The 23,655-nt window shown below is 60.9% G+C and carries 21 protein-coding genes and 1 pseudogene; 10 read left to right on the top strand and 12 right to left on the bottom strand.

What is annotated here, in order from left to right:
• Positions 1-18 precede the first annotated feature (18 nt).
• On the top strand, positions 19-1,215 hold the full coding sequence (locus PSH69_RS29820) for a DUF3142 domain-containing protein (protein WP_305412897.1): 1,197 nt from the start codon (positions 19-21) through the stop codon (positions 1,213-1,215).
• On the top strand, positions 1,202-3,334 hold the full coding sequence (locus tag PSH69_RS29815) for a hypothetical protein (RefSeq protein ID WP_305410602.1): 2,133 nt from the start codon (positions 1,202-1,204) through the stop codon (positions 3,332-3,334). Before PSH69_RS29820 ends, PSH69_RS29815 begins: the two co-directional genes overlap by 14 nt.
• 3 nt (positions 3,335-3,337) lie before the next feature.
• On the opposite strand, the gene PSH69_RS29810 is transcribed toward PSH69_RS29815, so the two are convergent.
• Complete coding sequence (locus PSH69_RS29810; RefSeq protein ID WP_064621373.1) at positions 3,338-3,967, bottom strand: LysE family translocator; 630 nt, start codon at positions 3,965-3,967, stop codon at positions 3,338-3,340.
• Positions 3,968-4,112: 145 nt separating this feature from the next.
• Here PSH69_RS29810 and PSH69_RS29805 point away from each other — a divergent pair, with 145 nt between their 5' ends.
• Positions 4,113-4,586 carry an Lrp/AsnC family transcriptional regulator gene (locus tag PSH69_RS29805; RefSeq protein ID WP_019580354.1) on the top strand — a complete coding sequence of 158 codons (474 nt, stop codon included), beginning with the start codon at positions 4,113-4,115 and terminating at the stop codon, positions 4,584-4,586.
• Between the two features lie 45 nt (positions 4,587-4,631).
• On the opposite strand, the gene lpdA is transcribed toward PSH69_RS29805, so the two are convergent.
• On the bottom strand, positions 4,632-6,032 hold the full coding sequence (gene lpdA / locus PSH69_RS29800; RefSeq protein WP_305410601.1) for a dihydrolipoyl dehydrogenase: 1,401 nt from the start codon (positions 6,030-6,032) through the stop codon (positions 4,632-4,634).
• Positions 6,033-6,243: 211 nt separating this feature from the next.
• On the opposite strand from lpdA, the gene hflK (PSH69_RS29795) reads away from it, so the two are divergent.
• The 5 genes from hflK (PSH69_RS29795) (at position 6,244) to cfaB (ending at position 13,608) form a co-directional block, all read left to right on the top strand.
• Positions 6,244-8,208: a protease modulator HflK gene (hflK, locus tag PSH69_RS29795; protein ID WP_305410600.1), complete on the top strand. Its 1,965-nt coding sequence runs from the start codon at positions 6,244-6,246 to the stop codon at positions 8,206-8,208.
• Positions 8,205-9,260, top strand: a complete 1,056-nt coding sequence (gene hflC, locus PSH69_RS29790) for a protease modulator HflC (protein ID WP_305410599.1) — start codon at positions 8,205-8,207, stop codon at positions 9,258-9,260. The genes hflK (PSH69_RS29795) and hflC overlap by 4 nt, the downstream gene beginning before the upstream one ends.
• Positions 9,257-10,315 (top strand): protease modulator HflK, encoded by a 1,059-nt coding sequence (gene hflK, locus PSH69_RS29785; RefSeq protein WP_138866556.1) that lies wholly within the window; start codon positions 9,257-9,259, stop codon positions 10,313-10,315. Before hflC ends, hflK (PSH69_RS29785) begins: the two co-directional genes overlap by 4 nt.
• The gene (locus PSH69_RS29780) at positions 10,312-12,222 is read left to right on the top strand and encodes a cation-translocating P-type ATPase (RefSeq protein ID WP_305410598.1); all 1,911 of its coding nucleotides are present in this window, start codon (positions 10,312-10,314) and stop codon (positions 12,220-12,222) included. Before hflK (PSH69_RS29785) ends, PSH69_RS29780 begins: the two co-directional genes overlap by 4 nt.
• A 201-nt stretch (positions 12,223-12,423) precedes the next feature.
• Positions 12,424-13,608, top strand: a complete 1,185-nt coding sequence (gene cfaB / locus PSH69_RS29775; protein WP_111453104.1) for a C17 cyclopropane fatty acid synthase CfaB — start codon at positions 12,424-12,426, stop codon at positions 13,606-13,608.
• Here the strand turns inward: cfaB and cls are convergent.
• Together cls and PSH69_RS30395 are read right to left on the bottom strand one after the other, a co-directional pair.
• Positions 13,605-15,044, bottom strand: a complete 1,440-nt coding sequence (cls, locus tag PSH69_RS29770; RefSeq protein WP_305410597.1) for a cardiolipin synthase — start codon at positions 15,042-15,044, stop codon at positions 13,605-13,607. The genes cfaB and cls overlap by 4 nt on opposite strands.
• Before the next feature lie 24 nt (positions 15,045-15,068).
• Positions 15,069-15,137: pseudogene (locus tag PSH69_RS30395) on the bottom strand (hypothetical protein); the annotation flags it as partial.
• 39 nt (positions 15,138-15,176) lie between these two features.
• Between PSH69_RS30395 and PSH69_RS29765 the strand changes: the two are divergent.
• Positions 15,177-15,698: a DUF3617 domain-containing protein gene (locus tag PSH69_RS29765; RefSeq protein ID WP_105342520.1), complete on the top strand. Its 522-nt coding sequence runs from the start codon at positions 15,177-15,179 to the stop codon at positions 15,696-15,698.
• 79 nt (positions 15,699-15,777) lie between these two features.
• Here PSH69_RS29765 and PSH69_RS29760 read toward each other — a convergent pair whose 3' ends face one another.
• The 7 genes from PSH69_RS29760 to folE2 are packed head-to-tail and all read right to left on the bottom strand — an operon-like array spanning position 15,778 to position 21,926.
• Positions 15,778-16,683: a His/Gly/Thr/Pro-type tRNA ligase C-terminal domain-containing protein gene (locus PSH69_RS29760; protein WP_305410596.1), complete on the bottom strand. Its 906-nt coding sequence runs from the start codon at positions 16,681-16,683 to the stop codon at positions 15,778-15,780.
• 31 nt (positions 16,684-16,714) lie between these two features.
• On the bottom strand, positions 16,715-18,052 hold the full coding sequence (locus tag PSH69_RS29755) for a dihydroorotase (RefSeq protein ID WP_305410595.1): 1,338 nt from the start codon (positions 18,050-18,052) through the stop codon (positions 16,715-16,717).
• A 2-nt stretch (positions 18,053-18,054) separates the two neighbouring features.
• Positions 18,055-18,615 (bottom strand): DapH/DapD/GlmU-related protein, encoded by a 561-nt coding sequence (locus tag PSH69_RS29750; RefSeq protein ID WP_019580363.1) that lies wholly within the window; start codon positions 18,613-18,615, stop codon positions 18,055-18,057.
• A complete protein-coding gene (locus PSH69_RS29745) occupies positions 18,612-19,487 on the bottom strand; it encodes a metal ABC transporter substrate-binding protein (RefSeq protein ID WP_305410594.1) in 876 nt (291 codons plus the stop codon). The genes PSH69_RS29750 and PSH69_RS29745 overlap by 4 nt, the downstream gene beginning before the upstream one ends.
• Before the next feature lie 11 nt (positions 19,488-19,498).
• A complete protein-coding gene (locus tag PSH69_RS29740; RefSeq protein WP_305410593.1) occupies positions 19,499-20,365 on the bottom strand; it encodes a metal ABC transporter permease in 867 nt (288 codons plus the stop codon).
• Positions 20,365-21,033 carry a metal ABC transporter ATP-binding protein gene (locus PSH69_RS29735; RefSeq protein WP_305410592.1) on the bottom strand — a complete coding sequence of 223 codons (669 nt, stop codon included), beginning with the start codon at positions 21,031-21,033 and terminating at the stop codon, positions 20,365-20,367. Before PSH69_RS29735 ends, PSH69_RS29740 begins: the two co-directional genes overlap by 1 nt.
• A complete protein-coding gene (gene folE2, locus PSH69_RS29730) occupies positions 21,030-21,926 on the bottom strand; it encodes a GTP cyclohydrolase FolE2 (protein ID WP_305410591.1) in 897 nt (298 codons plus the stop codon). The genes PSH69_RS29735 and folE2 overlap by 4 nt, the downstream gene beginning before the upstream one ends.
• Before the next feature lie 86 nt (positions 21,927-22,012).
• Between folE2 and PSH69_RS29725 the strand changes: the two genes are divergently transcribed.
• Positions 22,013-23,221, top strand: a complete 1,209-nt coding sequence (locus PSH69_RS29725; RefSeq protein ID WP_305410590.1) for an N-acetylmuramoyl-L-alanine amidase — start codon at positions 22,013-22,015, stop codon at positions 23,219-23,221.
• Here PSH69_RS29725 and PSH69_RS29720 read toward each other — a convergent pair.
• Positions 23,218-23,595 carry a glutamine synthetase gene (locus PSH69_RS29720; protein ID WP_305410589.1) on the bottom strand — a complete coding sequence of 126 codons (378 nt, stop codon included), beginning with the start codon at positions 23,593-23,595 and terminating at the stop codon, positions 23,218-23,220. The two genes, PSH69_RS29725 and PSH69_RS29720, sit on opposite strands and share 4 nt — an antisense overlap.
• Positions 23,596-23,655: the final 60 nt, after the last annotated feature.

Here is a 23,655-nt window from a genome sequence, read left to right as displayed (position 1 = left end):
CACAGAGGATGAGGGTTCATTGTGTTTTTCATTCGCGTGTCGGCCTTGCTTGGCGCATTGCTGTTGCTCAACGGTTGCAAGCAACCGGACGCGCCGCCGCTCGATCAGCAACTCTATGTCTGGCAACGGCAATGGACGTCGGCCCATGACGCCGCGCTGAGCGACAGCCGCAGCGATTTCTCGACCTTGCGTGTGCTGGCCTTGCAGGCATTTCCACAGTATGGCTGGAGCCGGGCGCGGATCGATCCGGCGCTGCTCAAGCGTGATGGCCGACCGCTGATTGCGGTGGTTCGTCTGGATGGCCAGCTCAACGGGCTGGACCGGGACGAGGTCACGGCGCAGATCCAGCAGGTGCTCAGCGATTGGCAAGGGCAGGGGCTGACCCTGTCCGGCGTGGAAATCGACCATGATGCGGGCAACGCCCGGCTACCGGCCTACCGCGAATTCCTCACCCATTTGCGTGGCGTTCTGCCGGCGTCCTTGCCACTGAGCATCACCGCGTTGCCGGCCTGGCTCGACAGTTCTGAATTGCCGGCGTTGCTGGCAACGGTCGACAGCAGCGTGTTGCAGGTGCACGCGGTGAGCGATCCACGGCGTGGGCTGTTCGACCCGGATCAGACACGGCAGTGGGCCAGGGCCTGGAGTCGCAATACATCGAAACCGTTTTATCTGGCGCTGCCGGCTTATGGCGTGGCGCTGTTGCCGGGGGCTGGGGGCGCGCCGGTCGTGGAAAGCGAAGTGCCCATCGAGCGAGGCGGCGAACGTCGGGAGTTGCTGGCAGACCCGCAGCAACTGAGTAAGCTCGGCGCCGAGTTGCGCGCCGATCCACCGTCCCATCTGGCCGGGCTGATCTGGTTTCGCCTGCCCCTGGCCGATGATCGCAGGGCCTGGAGCCTGACGACGCTGGGCGCTGTGGCGCGCGGCGATACGCTCGACAGTCATGTGGGGCTGAAACTCTCGGCGCAGGACGGTCTCTACGACATCAGCCTCAGCAACCAAGGCAACCTCGACAGTGCCTGGCCCGAACGCCTGACGCTGGCGGTGCAGGGCTGTGAAGGCGCCGATGCGCTGGCCGGTTATGCGTTGCAACAGCGCCCGGATCTGCTTACCTTCACCCGCCTGCGTGACGGTCGAATCCCGGCCGGCGGGCAGCGCGTCATCGGTTGGGCACGCTGCGCACACATTGATCAAGGAGGTTCGAATGTTTACCCGTAACTGGCCCCGCCATGTGCTTTGTCTGAGCCTCAGCCTGCCATTGGGTTCGGCGCTGGCCTGCGGGCCGGACTTCCCCATGCGCCTGCTGGACAACCGTGGCCAGTCGCTGGCGGAACTGCCGGAAGGCAACTTCAACCTTGAGATCAGCCGCCTCGGGCATGCCATCGCGGGACTGAAAAATGTCACCGCCGCCACCAACATTCCGGGGGACGGTTACGGCGATGCGCCTGATTACACCCATCAGCGCGATACCGCTGAACAGGCCGGTCTGACGCCTGAGCAGCAAGCGCTGGTGAAACAACTGCGCAGCCTGACCGATGCCCGTCAGGTTGAAGAGCAAGGCGCGAATCTGCCGGCCGAACATAGGCTCTATCTGGCTGGCGCCGTGGCGTTCAACGCCGGTGACCATGGCCTGGCCGCCGAGTACTTTCAGAAAGTGCTGGCGCTGCCGGCGGATCAACGCCCATTGCGCAGCACCTGGGCGGCATACTCGATGGGCCGGGCGCTGTTTGCCATGAGTTCAGAAGCAGGCGCGACCCCTGACCTGTTGGCTCAGTCCCGCAAGGCCTTCGAGCAGACCCGTCAACTGAGCATCGACGGCTTCAGCGACCCGTTGGAACTGGGTGTCGCCAGCCTCGGCGAAGAAGCGCGAGTGGCCCGCACCGCGGGTGATTGGGACAACGCCATCCAACTCTATGCCACGCAGAACCTTCACGGCTCGGCGGTGGGCTACACCTCGCTGAAGCTGTTGATGGCCGATCTGGCGGCGATGCCTGACGAGCAACTGGCCGGGTTGCTCAAGGGCAAAACGGTGCAGCAACTGGTGACGGCGTCGTTGATCAGTCGACTGGGCTGGTCATTCGGTGATCAACCGCCGAACGAACAGAAACTGATCAAACTGCTGCAAAGCAGCACCCGTGGCAGTCTGGATAATGCCGATCGCCTGGCGGCGATGAATTATCAACAGGGCGATTACGCCAGCGCCAAAGCCTTCCTCGAACAGGCTGGTGACGGTGGCCTTGCGTGGTGGTTGCGGGCGAAGCTGGCGGTGCGTGATGGCGACAAAAACGCCGCCGCAGCGGCCTATGCCAAAGCCGCCCAGGCCTTCCCGCAGAACGAATCCTGGGGCGAGCGGCGGACGCCCGACTGGGATTACGAAACGCTCCAGCCCAAGTGCCGGGTCGAGGGTGAAAGCGCGATTCTGGCCCTGCAACGCGGGGATTACCTGCAGGCCTTCGATCAGCTCTATCGCAGCCAGGGCATCTACTGGTTCGACGCGGCCACCGTGGCCGAGCGGGTGCTGACCCTCGATGAACTCAAGCAGTACGTCGACACCCAGGTGCCGGCACCGCCACCGCTCAGCCAGCAGGATCGCGACAATTATGTGCCGTTGCCGGTGGCCGCGAGCCTGCGCAATCTGCTCGGGCGGCGTTTATTGCGTGAAGAGCATTACGATGAGGCTCCGGCTTACTTCGACAACCCGGATTTGCAGGCCAAGGCCAAATGGTATGGGCAATTGCGCAAGGAGGCCGAATCCAAATGGTGGCCGACCTCCAAGGCATTCGCTTATTACTACGCCGCGACGCTGGCTCGCCACGATGGGATGGAGCTGTTGGGCTACGAGATGTCCCCGGATTACGTGACCTTCGGTGGCAATTACAGCCTGGAAGCTCCGGAGCTCAAGGTCGGACCGCTGATGACCGAGGGCGAAGTGCAGCGTCAGCAAGCTACGGTGGCGCAACCTGATGAGCGTTTCCATTACCGTTATGTCGCCACGGCTCTGGCGAGTAAGGCTGCCGATCATTTGCCCCACAGCAGTCAGGCGTTTGCTTCGGTGCTATGCAAGGCCTCAGGGTGGGGCACCAGCCTGCAAGAGCAAAGCGCGTTCTATCGTCGTTATGTCGAGGAGGGGCCCTATGTGGTCTGGGCCGGTGATTTCGGTCATCAATGCCAGGAGCCGGACTTCCAGAACGCCGACAAGCGCTATGTGACCCAGGTCACCGACGCTATGCGGTCCACGCTGCGGCCCTACAAAAAACCATTGCAGATCAGCGCCGTGTTGGCCGTTACGGCAGCGGCGCTGTTGTTGATCAGTCGCCGCCGTCGGAAAGCGCGATAACGCTCAAGCTTGTTGAACAAAGGTCAGCCGCACAGCAAAACCAATCAACAGGCTGCCAAACAACCACTGCTGTACCCGTTGGGCCGATGGACTGCGTTGCAGCCAACGGCCCAACGCAGCGCCGACCAGCGCGTAGGCGCTGTCGAACAGCAAGCCGACGCCGACCAGCATCATGCCCAGGGTCGCAAATTGCGCGAGCACCGGTCCGGCTTGAGGGTTGATGAACTGCGGCAGCAGCACTGAGCAAAACAGCAGCGCCTTGGGGTTGAGCAGGTTAGTCAGCAAACCGCGCTGGATCGCCTCCGGCCACCGTGGTTTAGCAGTCCTTGCGTCTGCACCGTTCAAGCTCGGCAGCATCGTGGTGCGCAGGCACTGAATGCCGATCCAGAGCAGGTACGCGGCGCCGGCCAGGCGCACCACGTCGAAGGTCCAGGGCGCAGTCCTGAACAGCGTCGCCAAACCCAATGCCGCCAATGCCACATGACAACCGCGCGCCACGCCCAACCCCAATGCCGTGGCCAGCGCCGCGCCTTTGCCCTGACGAGCGCCGGTCTGCAACAGCAGAATCATGTCCGGGCCCGGCAACAGGTACACCACTGTCAATGCCATGAAAAACAGCCAGAGTTCTGTCATGTTGCCCCCCATTCGTTGTCGATTTGGTGGGGTCAGTCTACGGCCGAGGGGCAGGGCAGGTGGTTGCGTAGTCAGCTTCTAAAGCTTCGATATTTGGCATAACCTGCCAGTTTATGATGATCGAACCATCAGGATCTGCCAAAGCATGAAACTGGACGCCTACGACCGCAAAATCCTCACGGCGCTGCAACGGGACGGACGCCTGAGCAACGTACAACTGGCCGATGAGATCGGCTTGTCGGCCTCGCCCTGTTTGCGTCGGGTCCGGATGCTGGAAGAGGCCGGTGTGATTCGCGGCTATCAGGCCAACCTCGATCGAGATGAAGTGGGCCTTGGGCTGACGGTGTTTGTCGGGGTCAAGGTCGAACGGCATAACGATGAACAAGCCGAAGCGTTTCGCCTGGCCGTGACGGCATTGCCTGAGGTGATTTCGGCGTTTCTGGTGTCCGGGGAATCGGATTTTCTGCTGCAAGTGGTGGTACCGGACTTGCGCGCCTATGACCGTTTCCTCACCGGGCGATTGCTGAAATTGCCGGGCGTGAGCGATATCCGCAGCAATTTTGCAATTCACACGGTGAAGACGCCGGGTGCGTTGCCGTTGGGGCATTTGCCTGACTGAAAAAGCGAAAAGATCGCAGTCTTTGGCCGCGATCTTTTGATCGTTCTAAATCTGCGTCGCCATCCCTTCCACGTTCATCGCCGCCTGGCGCAAGGCCTCGGAGCGGGTCGGGTGTGGATGGCAGGTCAGGGCGATGTCTTCGGCCGAGGCGCTGAACTCCATGGCCACGCAATATTCGCCAATCATTTCGCTGACGCTCGGGCCCACAAGGTGCACACCGAGAACTTCGTCGGTGCGCTCATCGGCCAGTACCTTGGCGAAGCCTTCGGTTTCGTGGTTGATCTTCGCCCGGCTGTTGGCGGTGAAGGGGAATTTGCCGACCTTGTAGGCGCGACCTTCGGCCTTCAGCTGTTCTTCGGTCTTGCCGACGCTGGCCAGCTCCGGTTTGGTGTAGATCACGCTGGGGATCAGGTCGTAATTGACCTCGCCAGCCTTGCCGACGATCTGCTCGATGCAGGCCATGGCTTCGTCTTCGGCCTTGTGGGCGAGCATCGGCCCTGAGGTGACGTCACCGATCACCCAGACCCCCGCAGCCTCAGTGCGGTGGCCCTTGTTGGCGAGCATGCCGCGTTTGTCGGTGGCGAGGCCGACGTTCTCCAGCCCCAGGCCCTGAGTGTAAGGACGACGACCGATAGCCACCAGCACGTAGTCGGCTTCCAGCAGTTCGGCGGTGCCACCTGCGGCCGGTTCGATACTGAGTTGAACTCCGCTCGCCGAGGAGGTGGCGCTGGTGACTTTCGAACTCAACTTGAAGCGGATGCCTTGCTTGCTCAATGAGCGCTGAAGGGTTTTACCGGCTTCAGCATCCACACCCGGGCAGATCCGGTCGAGAAATTCGACGACCGTCACCTGAGCACCCAGGCGCCGCCATACCGAACCCAGTTCCAGGCCGATCACTCCAGCGCCGATCACCACCAGGTGCTTCGGTACTTCAGCCAGCGACAGTGCGCCCGTGGAGTCGAGGATGCGTTGGTTGTCGATGTCCACGCCCGGCAGGGGAGTGGGTTCGGAACCGGTGGCGATGATGATGTCTTTGGCGCTCAGCTGGATCTTGCCACCCTGGTTGTCGGTCACTGTGACGCTGCCCGGCCCGTCGATGTGGCCCCACCCCTTGATCCAGTCGACCTTGTTTTTGCGAAACAGAAACTCGATACCCTTGGTCAACCCTGTGACGCTTTCATCCTTCTGTTTCATCATCTGAGCCAGGTTGAGCACAGGTTTAACCTCGATCCCGAGGTTGGCGAATTCCGCCCCCATGGCCGCGTCGTAGAGCTCGGAGGCATGCAGCAATGCCTTGGACGGCATGCAACCGACGTTCAGGCAGGTCCCGCCGAGGGTGGCGCGGCCTTCCACACATGCCGCTTTCAAGCCCAACTGCCCGGCGCGGATCGCTGCGTTGTAACCGCCGGGGCCGGCGCCCAGAATCACGACGTCATAGGTGCTCATGGTGCAACTCCTGGATTGAGAGGGGCGGGATCGATAAAAAGTAGTCTTCAATAAAAAATTACGAACGTAATATGTGCGTTTCTCACCATTTCGGTCAAGGCTTCAGCTTGGCGACAGGTTCAGCGTTTTTAGATAGAACGATTCAGGACGAAAATTTCACCATTTTCGTTATATCGTAACGAATTGTGATTTGAGTAATGGCTGGGGTGGTATGCAAGTCGATCTCGATGGCGATGGAGCACAGATAGCAGGGCTGCCGCGCTTTCAGCAGGCGGTCGTTCAAGGACGTCGATTGCGTCAATGGGCAATCGGTTTGGGTGCCTTGGTGGCCGCAGGGCTGGTGCTGGCGTTTTTTGTCGGGCTGTTTGCACCGCAGTCGCTCTGGCCCGCGTTGCTGGTCAATCAGAGCGCCGGTTTGCTGGTGTTGGTCGCCGGTCTGCAGTCGGCCTGGTGGGTAACGCAGTGGCGTGTACGAGCGATGAATCCGGACGCGTTGGTGCCGGTGGCTATCACTGAAGAAGTCGTTGTCGCCGAAGGCTGGTACGAGCGGTTGCTGGAGGGCATCAGTCAGCGTTGGCTGCGCTTGCTGGGGCAGATCGGTGCACCGACGCTCTGGCTTGGCGGCTGGGCGTTGTTGAGTTTGTACAGCATCGAGCAGGTCTGGAACCTCGCTTTGCCGCCCGCCGCGTTGGGATTATCGGCCAGTGTCGGCGCGGCGTTGTCGTTGCTGCTGGCGTTCGGTTTGCTGGTACTGGAGCGGCAACTGGCCCAGGAAAATGTCGCCCAATGGCCCGAAGCCGGGTCGTTGGCGCAGCTGACTCGGGTCGCGATTATTGGCCTGGTGCTCAGCGCCCTGTGTTTGTTGTTCGCCAGCGAAACAGCAGTGTGGCCGGTGCGTCTGGCGGTGCTGATCGGCTTGCTGCCGGGATTGGTGGCCGTCGAGTTATTGCTGCGCGCCGTGTTGTCGCTGTTCAGCCCTCGTCGTGAACAACTTGAACCGACATGGCTGGCGCGAAGCTTTGTCGCCGATATGCTGCGCTGGCCGCCGCAACCCTTGCTGGCATTGCAGCACGAGTTGCACAACCGCTTCGGCATCGACCTGCGCCAGATATGGGCCTTCACCTACATGCGACGGGCGTTTTTACCGGTGCTGGCGGTGGTGGTAATTGTCGGTTGGTTACTCACCGGTATTCATGAAATTCCGCTGCAAGGGCGGGGGATCTACGAGCGTTTCGGCAAACCGGTAGAGGTTTTCGGTCCTGGTTTGCACGCTGGTTTGCCCTGGCCGCTGGGGCGCGTGCTGAGCGTCGAAAACGGTGTGGTTCACGAGTTGGCCACCAGCGTCGGCGAAACGTCGGCACCGGTGGAGGCCGAACCTGCCGAAGGCCCGGCACCGGCCATTGCCAATCGCTTGTGGGACGCCAGCCATGTGAATGACAAATCCCAGGTCATTGCCAGCAGCCGTGCCGACAAGCAGAGCTTTCAGATCGTCAATATGGACGTGCGCTTCGTCTATCGCATCGGTCTGAGCGATCAAGCGGCTCTGGCCGCGACGTACAACAGCGCCGACGTGCCGACGCTGATTCGCAGCACCGCGAGTCGAATTCTGGTTCACGATTTTGCCTCGCGAACCCTCGATGGTTTGCTCGGTGAAGACCGGGTAGGGCTCGCCGAAGACATCGGCCGAGCTGTGCAGGCAGACCTGCAAAAACTCGACAGCGGCGTGGAAATTCTCGCCACGGTGGTCGAGGCCATTCATCCGCCAGCGGGTGCGGCGAACGCCTATCACGGCGTGCAAGCGGCGCAGATTGGCGCCCAGGCATTGATCTCCCGCGAGCGCGGTGCCGCAGCGGAGGCGACCAACCAGGCGCAATTGCAGGCCAGCATCGCTCGCGATCAAGCCACGGCCAGTGCCCATGAAATCAACTCGAGCGCTCAGGCCGCCGACCTGAAATTTGCCGCCGAGCGAAAGGCGTACTCCAGCGCCGGCCAGGCTTTTGTACTGGAGCAATACCTCAGCCAACTGACCCAGGGTCTGGCTAACGCCAAGCTGCTGGTTCTCGATCACCGTCTGGGTGGCAGCAGCAATGCGCCGACCATCGACCTACGTACATTCACGCTGCCGGCTGACCCTGCGCCGTCGCGTAATACCGCTCAGCCAGGAGCCGCCCATTGAGCCAGTCGACGCCTATTCACGATCATCACGACCACGATGACCACACCGGCCACGATCACGGTCATGGCGGGCATCACCACGGTCATCATCACCATCACCACCATGGTGATCCGCACGAAGCCGGCCTATTCCCGTGGCGGCGAATGGGCTGGGCAGTGCTATTGGTAGCGTTTGCGATCGCGGCGGCGAGCCTGGTGCAAGTGCGCTCGGGGGAGGCCACGGTGATCACCCGCTTCGGTAATCCATCGCGGGTATTGCTGGAGCCGGGTCTTGGCTGGCGTTGGCCGGCGCCGTTCGAGGCGGCGATTCCGGTGGATCTGCGGCTGCGTACCACCTCCAGCGGTTTGCAGGATGTGGGCACGCGTGACGGTTTACGCATCATCGTGCAAGCCTACGTGGCCTGGCAGGTACAGGGCGATCCGGACAACGTGCAACGCTTTATGCGTGCCGTACAGAACCAGCCAGACGAAGCCGCGCGGCAGATTCGCACCTTTGTCGGCTCGGCGCTGGAAACTACTGCCAGCAGTTTCGACTTGGCCAACCTGGTGAACACCGACGCTAACCAGGTGCACATCGCTGACTTCGAAGCGCAGTTGCGTCAGCAGATTGATCAGCAGTTGCTCACCACCTATGGCGTGCGAGTACTGCAAGTCGGCATCGAGCGTTTGACCCTGCCGTCGGTAACGCTCACCGCGACGGTCGATCGTATGCGCGCCGAGCGTGAAACAATCGCCACTGAACGCACGGCCATTGGCAAACGTGAAGCGGCACAAATTCGTTCTGCGGCCGAGCGTGATGCGCGAATCGTGCAAGCCGCTGCAACGGTAAAAGCCGCAGACATCGAAGCGCAATCCCGCGTCGAAGCTGCGCAGATTTACGGGCGGGCCTACGCTGGCTCACCGCAGCTCTACAATTTGCTGCGTTCCCTCGACACCTTGGGCACCATCGTCGCACCGGGCACCAAACTGATTTTGCGCACCGATGCGGCGCCGTTCCGGGTGTTGGTTGACGGCCCGCCGACGCTCGATAACAAGTCCGGGTCGCAGCCATGAGTTTGGTTCCACGTGGAACAAATGAATTGAGCAGCCCCTGGATTCAGGCCGGGCGCTTGGCTTTTCTCGCGCTTTACGCCGTGACCGTGCTGGCTGCTTTGGCGTGGGCATTTTCCAATGTGCGGCAGATCGATCCGCAGAATCGTGCCGTGGTGCTGCACTTCGGCGCACTGGATCGCATTCAAAATGCCGGCTTACTGTTGGCGTGGCCGCGACCGTTTGAGCAGGTGATCTTGTTGCCGGCAGCGGATCGGGTGATCGAGCGTCGGGTGGAAAATCTGCTGCGCACCGATGCCGCGTTGCAGGCCGACCGGGTGGCGAGCTTCGCCACACCCCTCAGCGATGCGCTAGCCGGCTCCGGCTATCTGTTGACCGGTGACGCGGGCGTGGTGCAGCTGGATGTGCGGGTGTTCTACAAAGTCACTGAGCCCTATGCCTTCGTTCTTCAGGGTGAGCATGTGTTGCCGGCTCTGGATCGACTGGTGACGCGCAGTGCCGTGGCACTCACCGCGGCGCGAGACCTGGACACCATTCTGGTGGCTCGACCGGAACTGATCGGTGCCGACAATCAGGCTGCCGAACGTCGCGAACGTCTGCGCGGCGATCTGGTGCGAGGCATCAATCAACGCTTGGCCGAACTGACGGCGACCGGGCAGGGCTTGGGTATCGAAGTGGCGCGGGTCGATGTGCAGTCGAGTCTGCCCGGCCCGGCGGTGAGCGCGTTCAACGCCGTGTTAACTGCCAGCCAGCAAGCTGACAAGGCCGTGGCCAATGCGCGCACGGAAGCCGAGAAGCTGACTCAGTCCGCCAATGAACAAGCCGACCGCACGCTGCAAGTGGCTCACGCCCAGGCCAGCGAACGCCTGGCCAAAGCCTCCACCGACACCGCCACAGTATTAAGCCTGGCCAAGGCACAACAGCAGGGCACGGACCCGCAAATGCTGCTGCGTATTTACCGTGAGCGGATGCCGAAGATTCTCGGTCAGGCTGGTTCGGTGACGACGGTCGATCCGAAAGACGATTCCCGCCTGATCATTCAGGGAGCTGCACAATGACTGCCCAAACCGCCGCCGCGCCGAGCATGTTGTCCTCGGCTGAACAACGTAGCGCCGCGCGCCAGTTGACCCTGGCCATGCTTGCACTGGGCTTGCTTGCGCTCGGCCTGATCTGGCGCTGGTCGTTGCCGGAACAGACCGGCATCAGCCAATTGCTGCTGGGTTTTGCTTCGTTGCTGGTGGCCGTGCCGGTCATGCGTTCGGCGTGGTACAGCCTGCGTTATCCGAGCCTGCACGGGATCACCGATCAATTGATCGCCCTGGCCATGCTCGGTGCCTGGGCCACTGGCGATCTGCTGACTGCGGCACTGCTGCCGATCATCATGATCTTCGGCCATGTGCTGGAAGAGCGCAGTGTGATCGGTTCCCAGGAGGCTATTCACGCCCTCGGCAAACTGACCCGCAGCCATGCACGCAAGATTCAGGCTGACGGCACCATCGTCGAAGTGGATAACGGCACACTCAAGGCTGGCGACCTCGTGGAGGTGCGTGCCGGTGATCGCGTGCCGGCCGATGGCCGGGTGTTGTCAGGTCAGGCGAGTCTCGACACGGCATCGATCACCGGTGAGTCGGTACCCATAGAGGCCGTCGTGGGCATGCCGGTGTTCGGCGGGGCGATCAACCTCGATGGCCTGCTGCGCATTGAAGTGACCCGCACCGGTCACGAGTCGACACTGGGTAAAGTCATCGCGCTGATGCAAAACGCCGAACGCTCCAAGCCGCCGATCACCCGTTTGCTCGAACGCTACGCCGGCAGCTACATGGTGCTGGTGTTGCTGCTGGCCGCTGTGACCTGGTTCGTCACCAACGATGCCCAGGCGATGCTTGCGGTGTTGGTGGCGGCCTGTCCTTGCGCGCTGGTGTTGTCGGCACCGGCCACGGCGATTGCCGGGGTGGCGGTCGCTGCTCGGCACGGGATTCTGATTCGCAGCTCGGCGTTCCTCGAAGAATTGGCCGACCTGACGTCGTTGGTGGTCGACAAGACCGGAACCCTGACGTTCGGCACCTTGCGCCTGCAATCGATCGACAGCCCCCTGAAAGATCGCAGTCACGTACTGAAACTCGCCGCCAGCCTTGGCTCTGCCAGCAGCCACCCGGTCAGCCGCGCGTTGGCCGGGTTGGTCACTCAGGAACATTTTCTGCTGCTCTCTGACATCCGCGAGCGTCAAGGACTGGGTGTCGTGGCGATGACGGAGCAGGGCGAAGCGGCCCTCGGTCGTCCGGAGCTGTTCGCGCAATTGGGCATCGTCACTTCAGCCGTTCCAAAACACGATGGCCCGATCGCCGGGTTGGCACTCGATGGCGAGTTTCTCGCCTGGCTATTGCTCGCTGACAGCGTCAAACCCGAGGCACGATTTGCCCTGAACGAGTTGCGTGAGCTGGGCCTGGGGCGTCAGCTATTGCTCACCGGGGATCGGCACAGCGTGGCGCACACCCTGGCCCGGGATGTGGGCATCAGCGATGTCGAAGCCCAGGCGTTGCCCGAGGACAAACTCAACCGTGTGCTGAAAGAAATCGGCAGTGGTTTCCGGCCGATGGTGGTCGGCGACGGGATCAACGATTCCCTGGCGCTCAAGGCCGGTGTGGTTGGCGTGGCCATGGGGGCGGGCGGTGCGGACATCGCGCTGGCCTCGGCCGACATCGTACTGATCGGCAGCGACCTGCGCCGGCTCGGAACCTGTGTGCGCTTGAGTCGCCAATGCCGTCAGACTTTGCAGGTCAATGTGATCATCGGTCTGGGCTGGACCCTGGCGATTGTCGCCTTCGCCGCATTCGGCTGGCTGGGCGCGGCCGGTGCGATGATTGCCGCGCTGTTGCACAACTTGAGTACGTTATTGGTGCTCGGTAACGCTGGGCGTTTGCTACGCTTTCAGGAACCCCTACTCAAGCTTAAGGATGAGGTGTGAGCGACTACTCAACTTTTCAGAACTGTGTGCCGGGTTTGTAGTCTTTTAGGTTAGAGGCGGGGCATATCAAGGCTCGCCCATTGGCGGCTTTACCGTTGGTGGCAACACCGGGAATAGAAAAAGGCTATTAATTCGATAGCCTGCTATTTTTCAAGGATGGTCTACCCTCAGATCTGACGTCTGAAACAAGGGGGACTTTTCATGCTCGCGCAACTTCCACCGGCCTTACAGAATCTTCAGTTACCGCTTCGCTTGCGACTCTGGGACGGCCATGAGTTCAACTTGGGGCCGACGCCCAGCGTCACCATTGTGGTCAAGGACCCGCACATGGTTACCCAGTTCACCCATCCGAGCCTGGACGCGCTGGGGGCGGCGTTCGTCGAAGGCAAACTGGAGCTGGAAGGCTCCATCAGCGACGTGATTCGTGTCTGCGATGAATGGAGTCAGGCGCTGATCAGCGAAGACGACGATGCGCAACCGGTGCGCCTGGTTCACGACAAGGAAACCGACGCCAAAGCCATCTCCTACCACTACGACCTTTCCAACGAGTTCTATCAGCTGTGGCTCGACAGCGACATGGCGTATTCCTGCGCTTACTTCGAGACCGGCAGTGAAACCCTTGAGCAGGCTCAACAAGCCAAGTTTCGCCACCTGTGCCGCAAGTTGCGCTTGCAGCCAGGGGAGTATCTGCTGGATGTCGGTTGCGGCTGGGGCGGGTTGGCGCGGTATGCCGCGCGGGAGTTCGGCGCGAAGGTGTTCGGGATCACGCTCAGTCAAGCGCAATTGGATTTGGCTCGTGAGCGGGTGAAAGCCGAAGGCCTGGAAGACCAGATCGAGCTGCAACTGCTCGACTACCGCGATCTGCCTCAGGACGGGCGTTTCGACAAGGTGGTCAGCGTCGGCATGTTCGAACACGTCGGCCACGCCAATCTGGCCGAATACTGCAAAACCTTGTTCGGCGCGGTGAAAGAGGGCGGTCTGGTGATGAACCACGGGATTACCGCCAAACACACCGACGGTCGTCCGGTCGGGCGCGGTGCTGGTGAGTTCATCGAGAAGTATGTGTTCCCCAACGGCGAACTGCCGCACCTGGCGATGATCTCGGCCGAGATCAGCGAAGCGGGGCTGGAGATTGTCGATGTCGAGAGCCTGCGCCTGCATTACGCGCGGACCCTGGACCACTGGAGCGAACGCCTGGAAGACAATCTGGAAGCCGCCGCCAAACTGGTACCGGAGCAGGCACTACGGATCTGGCGGTTGTATCTGGCGGGGTGCGCCTATGCCTTCGCCAGAGGCTGGATCAACCTGCATCAAATCCTCGCGGTGAAAGCCCATCCTGATGGCAGCCATGAACTGCCGTGGACCCGTGACGACATCTACAACTAGAGAATCGGTGAAATCAGCCGGGCGATCCGCATGCCGACCTGTTGCAGTCGGTGGGTCTCCCGGCTTTCTTCTTTGGCGATTTCGTGAGCCTGGGCGAAGTCGTTGTTGAGCATCTGTTCCACGTCGGCGGCAAATCCGCTGTCGACTGTCAGCAACATCACTTCGAAATTCAGCCGGAACGAACGGTTATCCATATTGGCGCTGCCAATGGCACTGATTTCGCTGTCGATCAGCACCACTTTCTGATGCAAGAATCCAGGTTGGTAACGGAACATACGCACCCCGGCACGTACCGCTTCGAAGGCGTAGAGGCTGGAAGCGGCGTAGACGATCCGGTGATCCGGTCGCGACGGCAACAGGATCCGCACGTCCACACCGCGCAGCACCGCCAGTCGCAACGCGGCGAATACGGCTTCGTCGGGGATGAAGTAGGGGCTGGTGATCCACACTCGCTCCGTCGCTGCATGGATGGCTTCGACGAAGAATAGCGAACAGGTTTCGTAGGAATCCGCCGGGCCGCTGGCCAGTAATTGGCAGAGCACGCCGTCATCCGGATAAACGTCTGGCAGGATCAGCGGGGGCAGCGAGCGGGCTGCCCAGAACCAGTCTTCGGCGAAGGACTCCTGCATGCAGGCCACCACTGGCCCGCGAACTTGCACGTGGGTATCGCGCCAGGGCGCCAGGGGTGGTTTCTCGCCCATGTACTCGTCGCCGACATTGAGCCCGCCGACAAATCCGACAATCCCGTCGACGACTACGATCTTGCGGTGGTTGCGGAAATTGACCTGAAAGCGGTTGAGCCAGCCGCTGCGGGTGGCGAAGGCTTTGACCTCGATGCCGGCATCTCGCAACGGCTGCACATACTCGTGGGGCAGGGAGTGGCTGCCGATACGGTCGTAGAGCAAGTAAATCGCCACACCCTCGGCCGCTTTCTTCATTAGTAGGGCATGCAGGCGTTGGCCGAGGCGGTCATCGTGGATGATGAAGAACTGGATCAGTACCGCTTGCCTGGCCTTGCTGATGGCGTCGAAAATCGCATCGAACGTGGCCCGGCCGTCGATCAACAAGTGCACTTCATTGTTCGCCAGACACGGCATGCGTCCCAGCTTTGGCATCGCCCGCAAAGATGCGTAAGCGCTGGAGGCGCGCGCAGCCAGTGCCTCTTCTACCCAGGGGCGCCAGTTCAGTTCGGAGATGGCCTTGCGCATTTCCTCGTTGGCTTGTCGCCTGGCCTTGATGTAACCATCGAAGGTGCTGCGGCCAAATACCAGATACGGGATAAGCGTGAGGTAAGGAATGAACAGCAGTGACAGGGCCCAGGCGATCGAGCCTTGAGCGGTTCGAACGGTCAACACGGCATGGATGGCGGCGATCGAGCCCAGTGTGTGCAACAGTGCGATCAGATAACCGAATACATGCGGTCCGAAATAATCCATGGGGCAGCCTTGCTCCTTGAAGATTCAATGCTTAACAGACCATGTTCCGGGCAGAATGTCGCTATTTAATTGGCCCATGAACCGAAGCCCGTGGCTGACGTCTAACGGCCACTAATGATCAGGAGTTACTCGATGAACGTTCGTCTGCTGGGCTTGGCCATTGCGTTTGGTTTGACACTTCCTGTGGCCGCTCAGGCGCAGATGTTGCAACCAGGTTTGTGGGAAATGACTTCAAGCAACATGAAGGTCGATGACCAGAACCTGCCCGATCTGCAGTTGATTCTCGGCCAGATACAGAGTCAGATGACCCCTGCACAGCGCGCGCAGCTGGAAAAGCAGGGGATCACCATGGGTGGTAAAGGGATTCGGGCCTGCCTGACGCCTGAGCAGGTGAAGAATGACAATATTCCGCTGACGGACCCGCAATCGGGCTGCAGGCAGGAAATTACCGAGCGTACCGGCAACCAGTGGAAATTCCGTTTCAGCTGTCCGAAAGCCCAAGGCAACGGAGTGGCCACTTTTATGAGCGATCGTGAGTTCACCACCAAGGTCAACGGCACTTTCAATGCCACTGGCATTCAGCAGAAGGGTAGCCTCGATACTCGCGCTGTGTGGTTGGGCCAGGATTGCGGCACAGTGAAGCCAAGAGCCTAAAAACATCGCGAGCAGGCTCGCTTCCACAAGGTCATACGCGATCCCTGTGGGAGCGAGGCTCGCCCGCGAAGGCGTCCGCTCAGGCACCTCCAGTCTTGGGCTGACTCAACAACTCACACACCGCCTCAATCCCTTGCTCCCCGAAATCCTCCCCGCTGCCACTGCGCATACTGACAAACCCACCGTCCCTTTCCTTCTCTCCCACCACTAACAGATAAGGAACCTTCTGGCTGTGCTGGCGAATCTTGTGGCTGATTTTCTCATTGCGCAGGTCCGAGTTGGCGCGCAGTCCACGACGGCGCAGCGTCTCGGTCACAGAGTGTGCATAAGCGCTCTGACGCTCATCGATGTTCACTACCATCACCAGCGGCGGCGCTCGCCAGATGTTCAGCTCCTGTTGGCTGGACCAGCATGTGCCGTAGATCCGTTGCTGCAACGTGCCGCTGATATGGTCCAGCGCGAAAGCCTGCAATACCTTGGTGGTGGGAACATGCGGGCCTTCAGCGAAACCTTCGAAGCCCCCCAGTCGATACAGCGATAACCCTTCGCTACTCGTCGCGCGCGAGGCTGGTTCCTGACGGCGGATCGAGTGATTGGTTGCCGCCAGTGCACGCATGCGCGCTTCGATCATTGGCAGCGCAGCCAGGGTTAACGATCGCCGGAAAGCAAATTCATAAAAGAAGCCGTCACCCAGCACCGATCCGGCCCGCAGCTGTGCATTCGGATGCAGCTGTTTCACGGCCATGGCCAGCATCAGCGCACAGGAACGGCGAAGGATCTCCAGACCGTCGGGTTCCTGGGACGTGACGATACTGACCCGGGCGTCGCACTCAATCAGGAATCCACAGTCCACCAGCACACCGTCCACCCGACCCGCGACCGCCGCATTAGCCAGGCCGAGGCTGATGCTCGCGGCAACCTCATACACGGACAGCGGCTGGTCGTATTCACGCAAGGAGCCATCGGGCAGGGTGATGTGGATCATGTCGGTGTTCTCGAAGTCTTCCAGACGTGCGTTAGCGCATGAACCGCAGGGGTAAACCCTGGCAGGTGTCATGTAGACGATTGGCGTGCCAGGCAATTTGCCCCGATACGACGGTGGTGCTGACGCTGTGGCGAAAGCGATGCCGGGCGAAGGGCGTCCAGCCACATTGCGAAAGGATGGGTTGCCGGGAAACGGCCACGCCATCGGGCTCGTGTTTGATCAACACCAGGTCGGCCCAATACCCTTCGCGCAGGTAGCCGCGGTCGGGAATGGCAAACAGATCGGCGACCCGGTGACTGGTTTTGGCCACAAGGGTGGTGATCGGCAGGATCTCATCAGCCACCAGTTCCAACAGTGCGGGTAGGGCGTGTTGCACCAACGGTAAACCGGACGGCGCCTGGCTGTAGGGGCGCTGTTTTTCGGCCCAGGTGTGAGGCGCGTGATCGCTGCCGATCACGTCCAGTCGATTACTCAACAGTGCTTTGCGCAAGGCATCGCGGTCGGCCTGGGTCTTGATTGCCGGGTTGCATTTGATCAGGTTGCCGAGGCTCGGGTAGTCGCGGTCGTCGAACAGCAAATGATGCAGGCAAGCCTCGGCAGTGATGCGTTTCTGTGCCAGCGGCTTGTCTTCGAACAGTGCCAGCTCACGGGCGGTGGTCAGGTGCAAAACGTGCAGACGGGTGCCGTGACGTCTGGCTAGATCGACGGCCATTGAGGAGGATCGAAAGCACGCTTCGGCATTGCGGATAAGCGGGTGAGCGGCGGGCGGAAGGTGCTCGCCGAACAGCTCTCGCAGGTTCGCCGCGTTGGCTTCAATGCTGGGCGTGTGTTCGCAGTGGGCCAACAAAAGGGTCGGCACCTCGGCGAACAATCGCTCAAGAGTTCGCGGATCGTCCACCAGCATATTGCCCGTGGAGGCGCCCATGAACACTTTGACCCCGGCCACTTCGCAAGGATTGAGCGCGGCGATGGTGTCGAGATTGTCGTTGCTCACGCCGAAATGAAAACCGTAATTGGCCACTGAGTGAGTTGCCGCTCGACGCTTCTTGTCTGCCAGCGCGGCGAGGGTCAGGGTGGCCGGCGAGGTGTTGGGCATGTCCATGAAGCTGGTGATGCCGCCGGCCACCGCCGCTCGGGACTCGGTATGGAAGCTGCCCTTGTCCGGTGCTCCTGGATCACGGAAATGCACCTGGTCATCGATCATGCCTGGCAGCAGCCATTGGCCGTTTGCGTCGATTTCCACGGCGGCTTTTTCGCCTTCGATGCTGCTGGCGATCTTGACGATGCGACCGTGGCTTACCAGCAGATCACCGTCGAAATCCCGACCTTCGTTCACCAACCGGGCGTTGCGAATCAGTACACTGCTCATGGTCAGAACTCGTTCTGCAGGGCTTTGTAGCCGCGCACCAAATCGACGTTGGTGCGCGCTACGTCTTCGGAAAACTCCGAGGCGCTGACGCTGACTGGTGGGAACTGCGACAGGTCGGTGTTGGGGCCGATGCGTGTGGTGGAGGGCACGTAGAAGGCGTCAGGCAAGTCACGACCATCGACTACCGAGTTGTGCCGCACCACGCAACCGTCGCCCACCGCGCAGTTGAACAGCACGCTGTTGAAACCGATGAACACGCGATTACCGACGCTGCAGGGGCCATGGACGATGGAGCGGTGGGCGATTGAGCTGAACTCGCCGATGGTCACCGCCGCGCCGGACTTGGAGTGGATCACCACGCCGTCCTGGATGTTCGAATTGGCGCCGATGGTGATGGCTTCCATCTCGCCCGAGTCGTCCACTTCATCGGCGCGAATCACCGCGTAGGGGCCGACGAAGACGTTCTCGCCGATCACCACTTTGCCGCAGATGATTGCGGTTTTATCCACGTACGCCGACTCCGCAATCAACGGCAGATCACCTGAAGGATTCTTGCGGATCATGGCTTGCTCAATGCCTCGTACAAGGTGTTGAGGTTGTATTCGAACAGCCCGGTGAAAGTGCTGGCCGGGCCAGTTGCAGCGAGGGCATCGGAGTACAACGTGCCACCGATATGCGCGCCGCTTTCATCAGCGATTTGCTTGAGCAGGCGCGTGTCCTTGATGTTTTCCATGAACACCGCTTTGACCTTGGCCTGACGGATCTGTGTGATCAGCGCAGCGACTTCGGCGGCCGAAGGTTCGCGTTCGGTGGACAGACCTTGCGGTGCCATGAAGTTGATGCCGTAAGCCTGACCGAGATAGCCGAAGGCATCATGGGAGGTGACGATTTTGCGATTACCCGGCGGCAGCGAACCGAGCTTGGCTTTGGCTTCGGCGAGCAGGGCGTAGATCTTTTTTAGATAGGCTTGGCTGTTGTGTTCGTAGTCGGTTTTGTTTGCAGGGTCGGCGGCGATCAGCGCTTTGGTGATGTTGCTGATGTACAACTCGGTGTTCGCCAGGTTGTGCCAGGCGTGCGGGTCGGGAATGGTTTCGCCGTCTTCATCCAGCGAGCGCGGAATGACACCGTGGCTGGCGCTGATGACCGGGGCTTTGGTTTCGGTGCTGGTCACCAGGCGGTCCAGCCATGGCTCGAAACCCAGCCCGTTCTTGATGATCAGTCTGGTGTTGAGCAATGCCTTTGCATCGTCCGGCGTCGGTTCGTAGGTGTGGGCATCGGCGTCCGGACCGACCATGTTGGTGATCTGAATATGGTCGCCGCCGACCTGATGGGTCATGTCGGCGAGGATGCTGAAGCTGGTGACCACCTGGAGTTTTTCCGCGGCAGACAGCGACGTCGACAGCATCAGACTGAACAGCACGAGTAAAGCGCGCATCGGGTTACACCTCATTGGGATGTGAGCAAAGGCGGGCGGCGCAGCAAACCGTGTACCGGACCGAACACCACGGACAGCAGATACAAACCGCCAGCCACCAGCACGATTGCCGGGCCGCTGGGCAGCGAGTAGTAGAACGACAGCAACAATCCGAGCCAGACCGAGAGGCAGCCGAGCAGCGCGGCGATGGCGATCAGCACCGGTAAACGGCGACTCCAGAAGCGAGAAGCGGCGGCCGGTAGCATCATCAAACCGACCACCATCAGCGCGCCGATAGCCTGGAAACCGATCACCAGGTTCAGCACCACCAACGTCAGAAATACCCCATGAGCCAGCGGTCCGAGACGGCTGACGGTTTGCAGAAAGAGCGGGTCGAGGGTGTCCAGCAACAGTGGTTTGTAGATGAGCGCCATGGCGATCAGGCTGAAGCCCGAGACCCAGAGCATGCCGGTCAAGGTCGGGCCATCGACCGCCAGCGCCGAGCCGAACAACAGGTGCAACAGGTCCAGCCGCTTGCCGGCGATGCCGAGGATCAACACGCCGCTGGCCAGCGATATCGGGTAAATCGCGGCCAGGCTCGCGTCCTCCCGCAAGCCGGTGCGGCGGGTAATCCAGGCGGCCAGTCCTGCCATGCTCAGGCCGGCACCGAGGCCGCCAATGGTCAGCGCGGGCAGGCTCAAGCCTGCGTACCAGAAGCCCAATGCGGCGCCGGGCAAGATGCCGTGAGCAACTGCGTCGCCGATCAGACTCATGCGCCGCAGGATCAGAAACACTCCAAGTGGCGCCGTGCTGCAGGCTAGAACAAGGCCACCCAGCAGTGCCCGACGCATAAATACGAATTCGTGAAACGGTTGCCAAAGGTGAGCAGCGGCGATCATCAAGCCACCTGCGTCTGAGGTTGTTGGCGAATCAGCTCGGTACTGGGACCGAGGACGCAGCCGCTGCTTTTGATCAGTAGCGCTTGTGGAATCTGTTGGCGCACGGCGGCCAAGTCATGACACACCACGACCAGGGTTCGGCCGTCTGCATGCCAGGCGTGGAGGTGTTTCCAGAGCAGCGCCTGGCCGAGTTCGTCGAGCGCGGCGTGGGGTTCGTCGAGCAGCAGCAAGGGCGCTTCGGCGAGGCTCAGTCGGGCGAGTAGGGCACGTTGCAATTCGCCTCCGGAGAGGGCCATTAACGGGCGATGTTCCAGACCGCTCAGGCACCAGTCTTCCAGTGCAGCCTTGAGTCGCTGGCTGCGAGTTTCCGGAGTTTGCTTGCTGCCCCAGAAACCTGCGGTCACCAACTCTTGCAGGCTGATGGGGAATTGCCGGTCCAGGTGTTGTTGCTGAGGCATGAACGAAAGGCCGCTCTTGCGTGGAACATCAACGACGACGTTGCCGGCCAGTGGCTTTTGCAGGCCGGCGATGACTTTCAGCAGGCTGCTTTTGCCCGACCCGTTGGCGCCGATGACGGCGGTCAGACTCCCCTTGGGCAGTTCGAAATCAACCGCTGGAGTGAGCGGCTGACCGGGTGCGCCCCAGCGCAAGGCTTGGCATCGGATCATGCGGCCTCCCAGTTCCAGCGGCTTTCGGCGACGGCATCATGGGCGTGAAGGCTTTCAGCGTGGACGACTCGCACGTGAAAGGCGTTGATGCCCGGGGAGCGTTTCAGGGCCAGGTTCAGGCGTCGCGCGGCGTCTTCACAGAACATCAGGTTCTGACCGTTGGCGAGGGCGAAAGCTTGTTCGTCGGCGCGTTTCACGGCGGTTTGCACAGCAGTGCCGAGGGCTGCTTCCGCGTCGTTGATCGCGGCGATTAGCGGCAGGTCATCCAGATAGTCATCCAGACGCAGCTGCAATTGTGCATTGCTGCGTTGGCTATGCGGCGTCGCGATGATGCCTTTCGTGGAACCGAGCCAAGCCAGAACGTCTGCGTGTTGCAATGGTTGATTGGCAAAGTCATCAACGAATTGCTGCTGAATCAACTGCCTCGAAAGGGCTGCTGAGCACGGACAGGTTGAGGAATATGGAACGTCGATTTTTAGTTCCACGTGGAACATCGCGTTTTTCAGACTCGCTTCGATGCTCACCGGATAGGTTTTCCAGCCGGCCAACGGACTGACGAGCGCAGGTCTTTTGAGCAGAAGTTCGGTGTGAATTTTTAGGTAAGCGTTGTGGGAAAGTCCTTCATGAGTCTCGAGAAAACTCAGCAAGACTCGCCGCAACAACGCGGGTGAAAGGTTTTCCTGCTCAAGCATTTCCAGCGCCAGGTACAGCCGCGACATATGGATGCCACGCGCCTCTCCATCGTCGAGGCTAACGCCAGCGTCGGCCTTTGCACTCAGTCGCTGGCCATCGAATAAAACAGGAAGAGCAATGCCGCACATGCCCACCCAATCGAGTGGCAGGGCTTGGCGTGAGGCCTGCGCGGCGATATCCGGCAGAGTCAGCGCATTCATGAGCAGGTCCATCGTGGGAGTTGATTTGGCATGTTATATTATAACAATCAAATCGACGATGCCTTTTTCGTGAACGAGCTTTCATCATGCACAGACGTCACTTGCTCAACCTGATTCTGGCCAGCGCGGCCTTTGCGTTACCTTTTGGTGTGTCGGCCACGCAAATTCGCAATGCACGACTGTGGCGTTCGGAGGACAAGCTGCGACTGGTGTTCGATCTGAGCGGGCCGGTGCAATACAAAACCTTTTCCCTGAGTGCTCCTGAGCGGCTGATCATCGATCTGAGTGGCGCCGACCTCAGTGGCGACTTCAGTCAGTTGGTGCTCGACAACTCGGTGATTCGCGCGATCCGTTCCGGGCATTTCGGTCAGGGTGATACGCGGATCGTTCTTGACCTCAGCGGCCCGGTGCAGCTCAACAGTTTCCTGCTGCCGCCACAGGATGGGCAGGGGCACCGATTGGTGCTCGATCTGAAGGCCATTGCTCCGCTACAGATCGCGGCGGCGCCGCCGGAAAAACGTGAGCCCATCATCGACAAGGCTCACCCCAAGCGCGACATCATTGTGGTGGTCGACCCTGGTCACGGCGGCAAAGACCCGGGCGCGGTCGGCGCCAAAGGTGAGCGGGAGAAAGACGTGGTGCTATCGATCGCCCAGCTGTTGGCCAAGAGGCTGAAGCGTGAAAAGGGCTTCGACGTGAAACTGGTGCGTAACGACGACTTCTTCGTCCCGCTGCGCAAGCGCGTGGAGATCGCCCGCAAGCACAAGGCCGACATGTTCATCTCGGTCCATGCGGACGCCGCGCCGCGCCTCACCGCTTCAGGTGCGTCGGTGTACTGCCTGTCCGAAGGCGGTGCGACCTCGGCCACGGCGCGTTTCATGGCGCAACGGGAGAACGGCGCGGACCTGTTGGGCGCCACCAGCCTGCTCAATCTCAAGGACAAGGACCCGATGCTCGCCGGGGTGATTCTCGACATGTCGATGAACGCCACCATCGCCGCCAGTTTGCAGTTGGGCAACACGGTGCTCGGCAGTCTGGCGGGCATTACCACGCTGCATCAGAAGCGTGTGGAACAGGCGGGTTTCGCCGTGTTGAAGTCGCCGGATGTGCCGTCGATTCTGGTGGAAACCGGCTTCATCTCGAACGCCCGTGACAGCCAGCGACTGGTGACAGCGCGGCATCAGCAGGCGGTGGCTGATGGCTTGTTCGACGGCTTGCAGCGTTACTTTCAGAAGAATCCCCCAATGAACAGCTACATCGCCTGGCAGCAGGAGCAGAAGAAGGCACAGGCCTAGCAACCGGTCATCCGGCTGCAGGTGAACTTCGCGCTGCTGCCCCCGGAGCTGGAGAACCGATTGATGGTTGTCCAGCCAACCCGGCGGTTGTAGCCGACCCAGGCTTCGCCATCGGATGCGAGGCCGGTAAAGAACGTCAGTTGCCCGTAGCGGCTATTGGTCTGCGCCCAATAGCGTTTACCGGCGACTTCAAAGCCGCGCAAGTAGATCATGTTGCCGACGGTGTTAACGCTGTAGGCATTGCCGTCGGCATCCACGCAGGCCAGCAGATTGGCGCTGCGGGTGCATTTGGCCAGGCTGGGGATTTGTCCCCAGGCATTGACTGCGATCAGCAGCGAAAGGCTCAACAACGAGAATCTCAGAGCGTTTCCCATGGCATTTCTCAAGGAGCGGACAGGTTAAAGCATCGTGCTCTTTGTCGCGGTGAGCAAGAG

Source organism: Pseudomonas sp. FP1740, from assembly GCF_030687165.1.
Taxonomy (GTDB): domain Bacteria; phylum Pseudomonadota; class Gammaproteobacteria; order Pseudomonadales; family Pseudomonadaceae; genus Aquipseudomonas.
The sequence above is the reverse complement of the archived record's forward strand: the minus strand, read 5'-3'. Positions and strand labels throughout refer to the sequence as shown.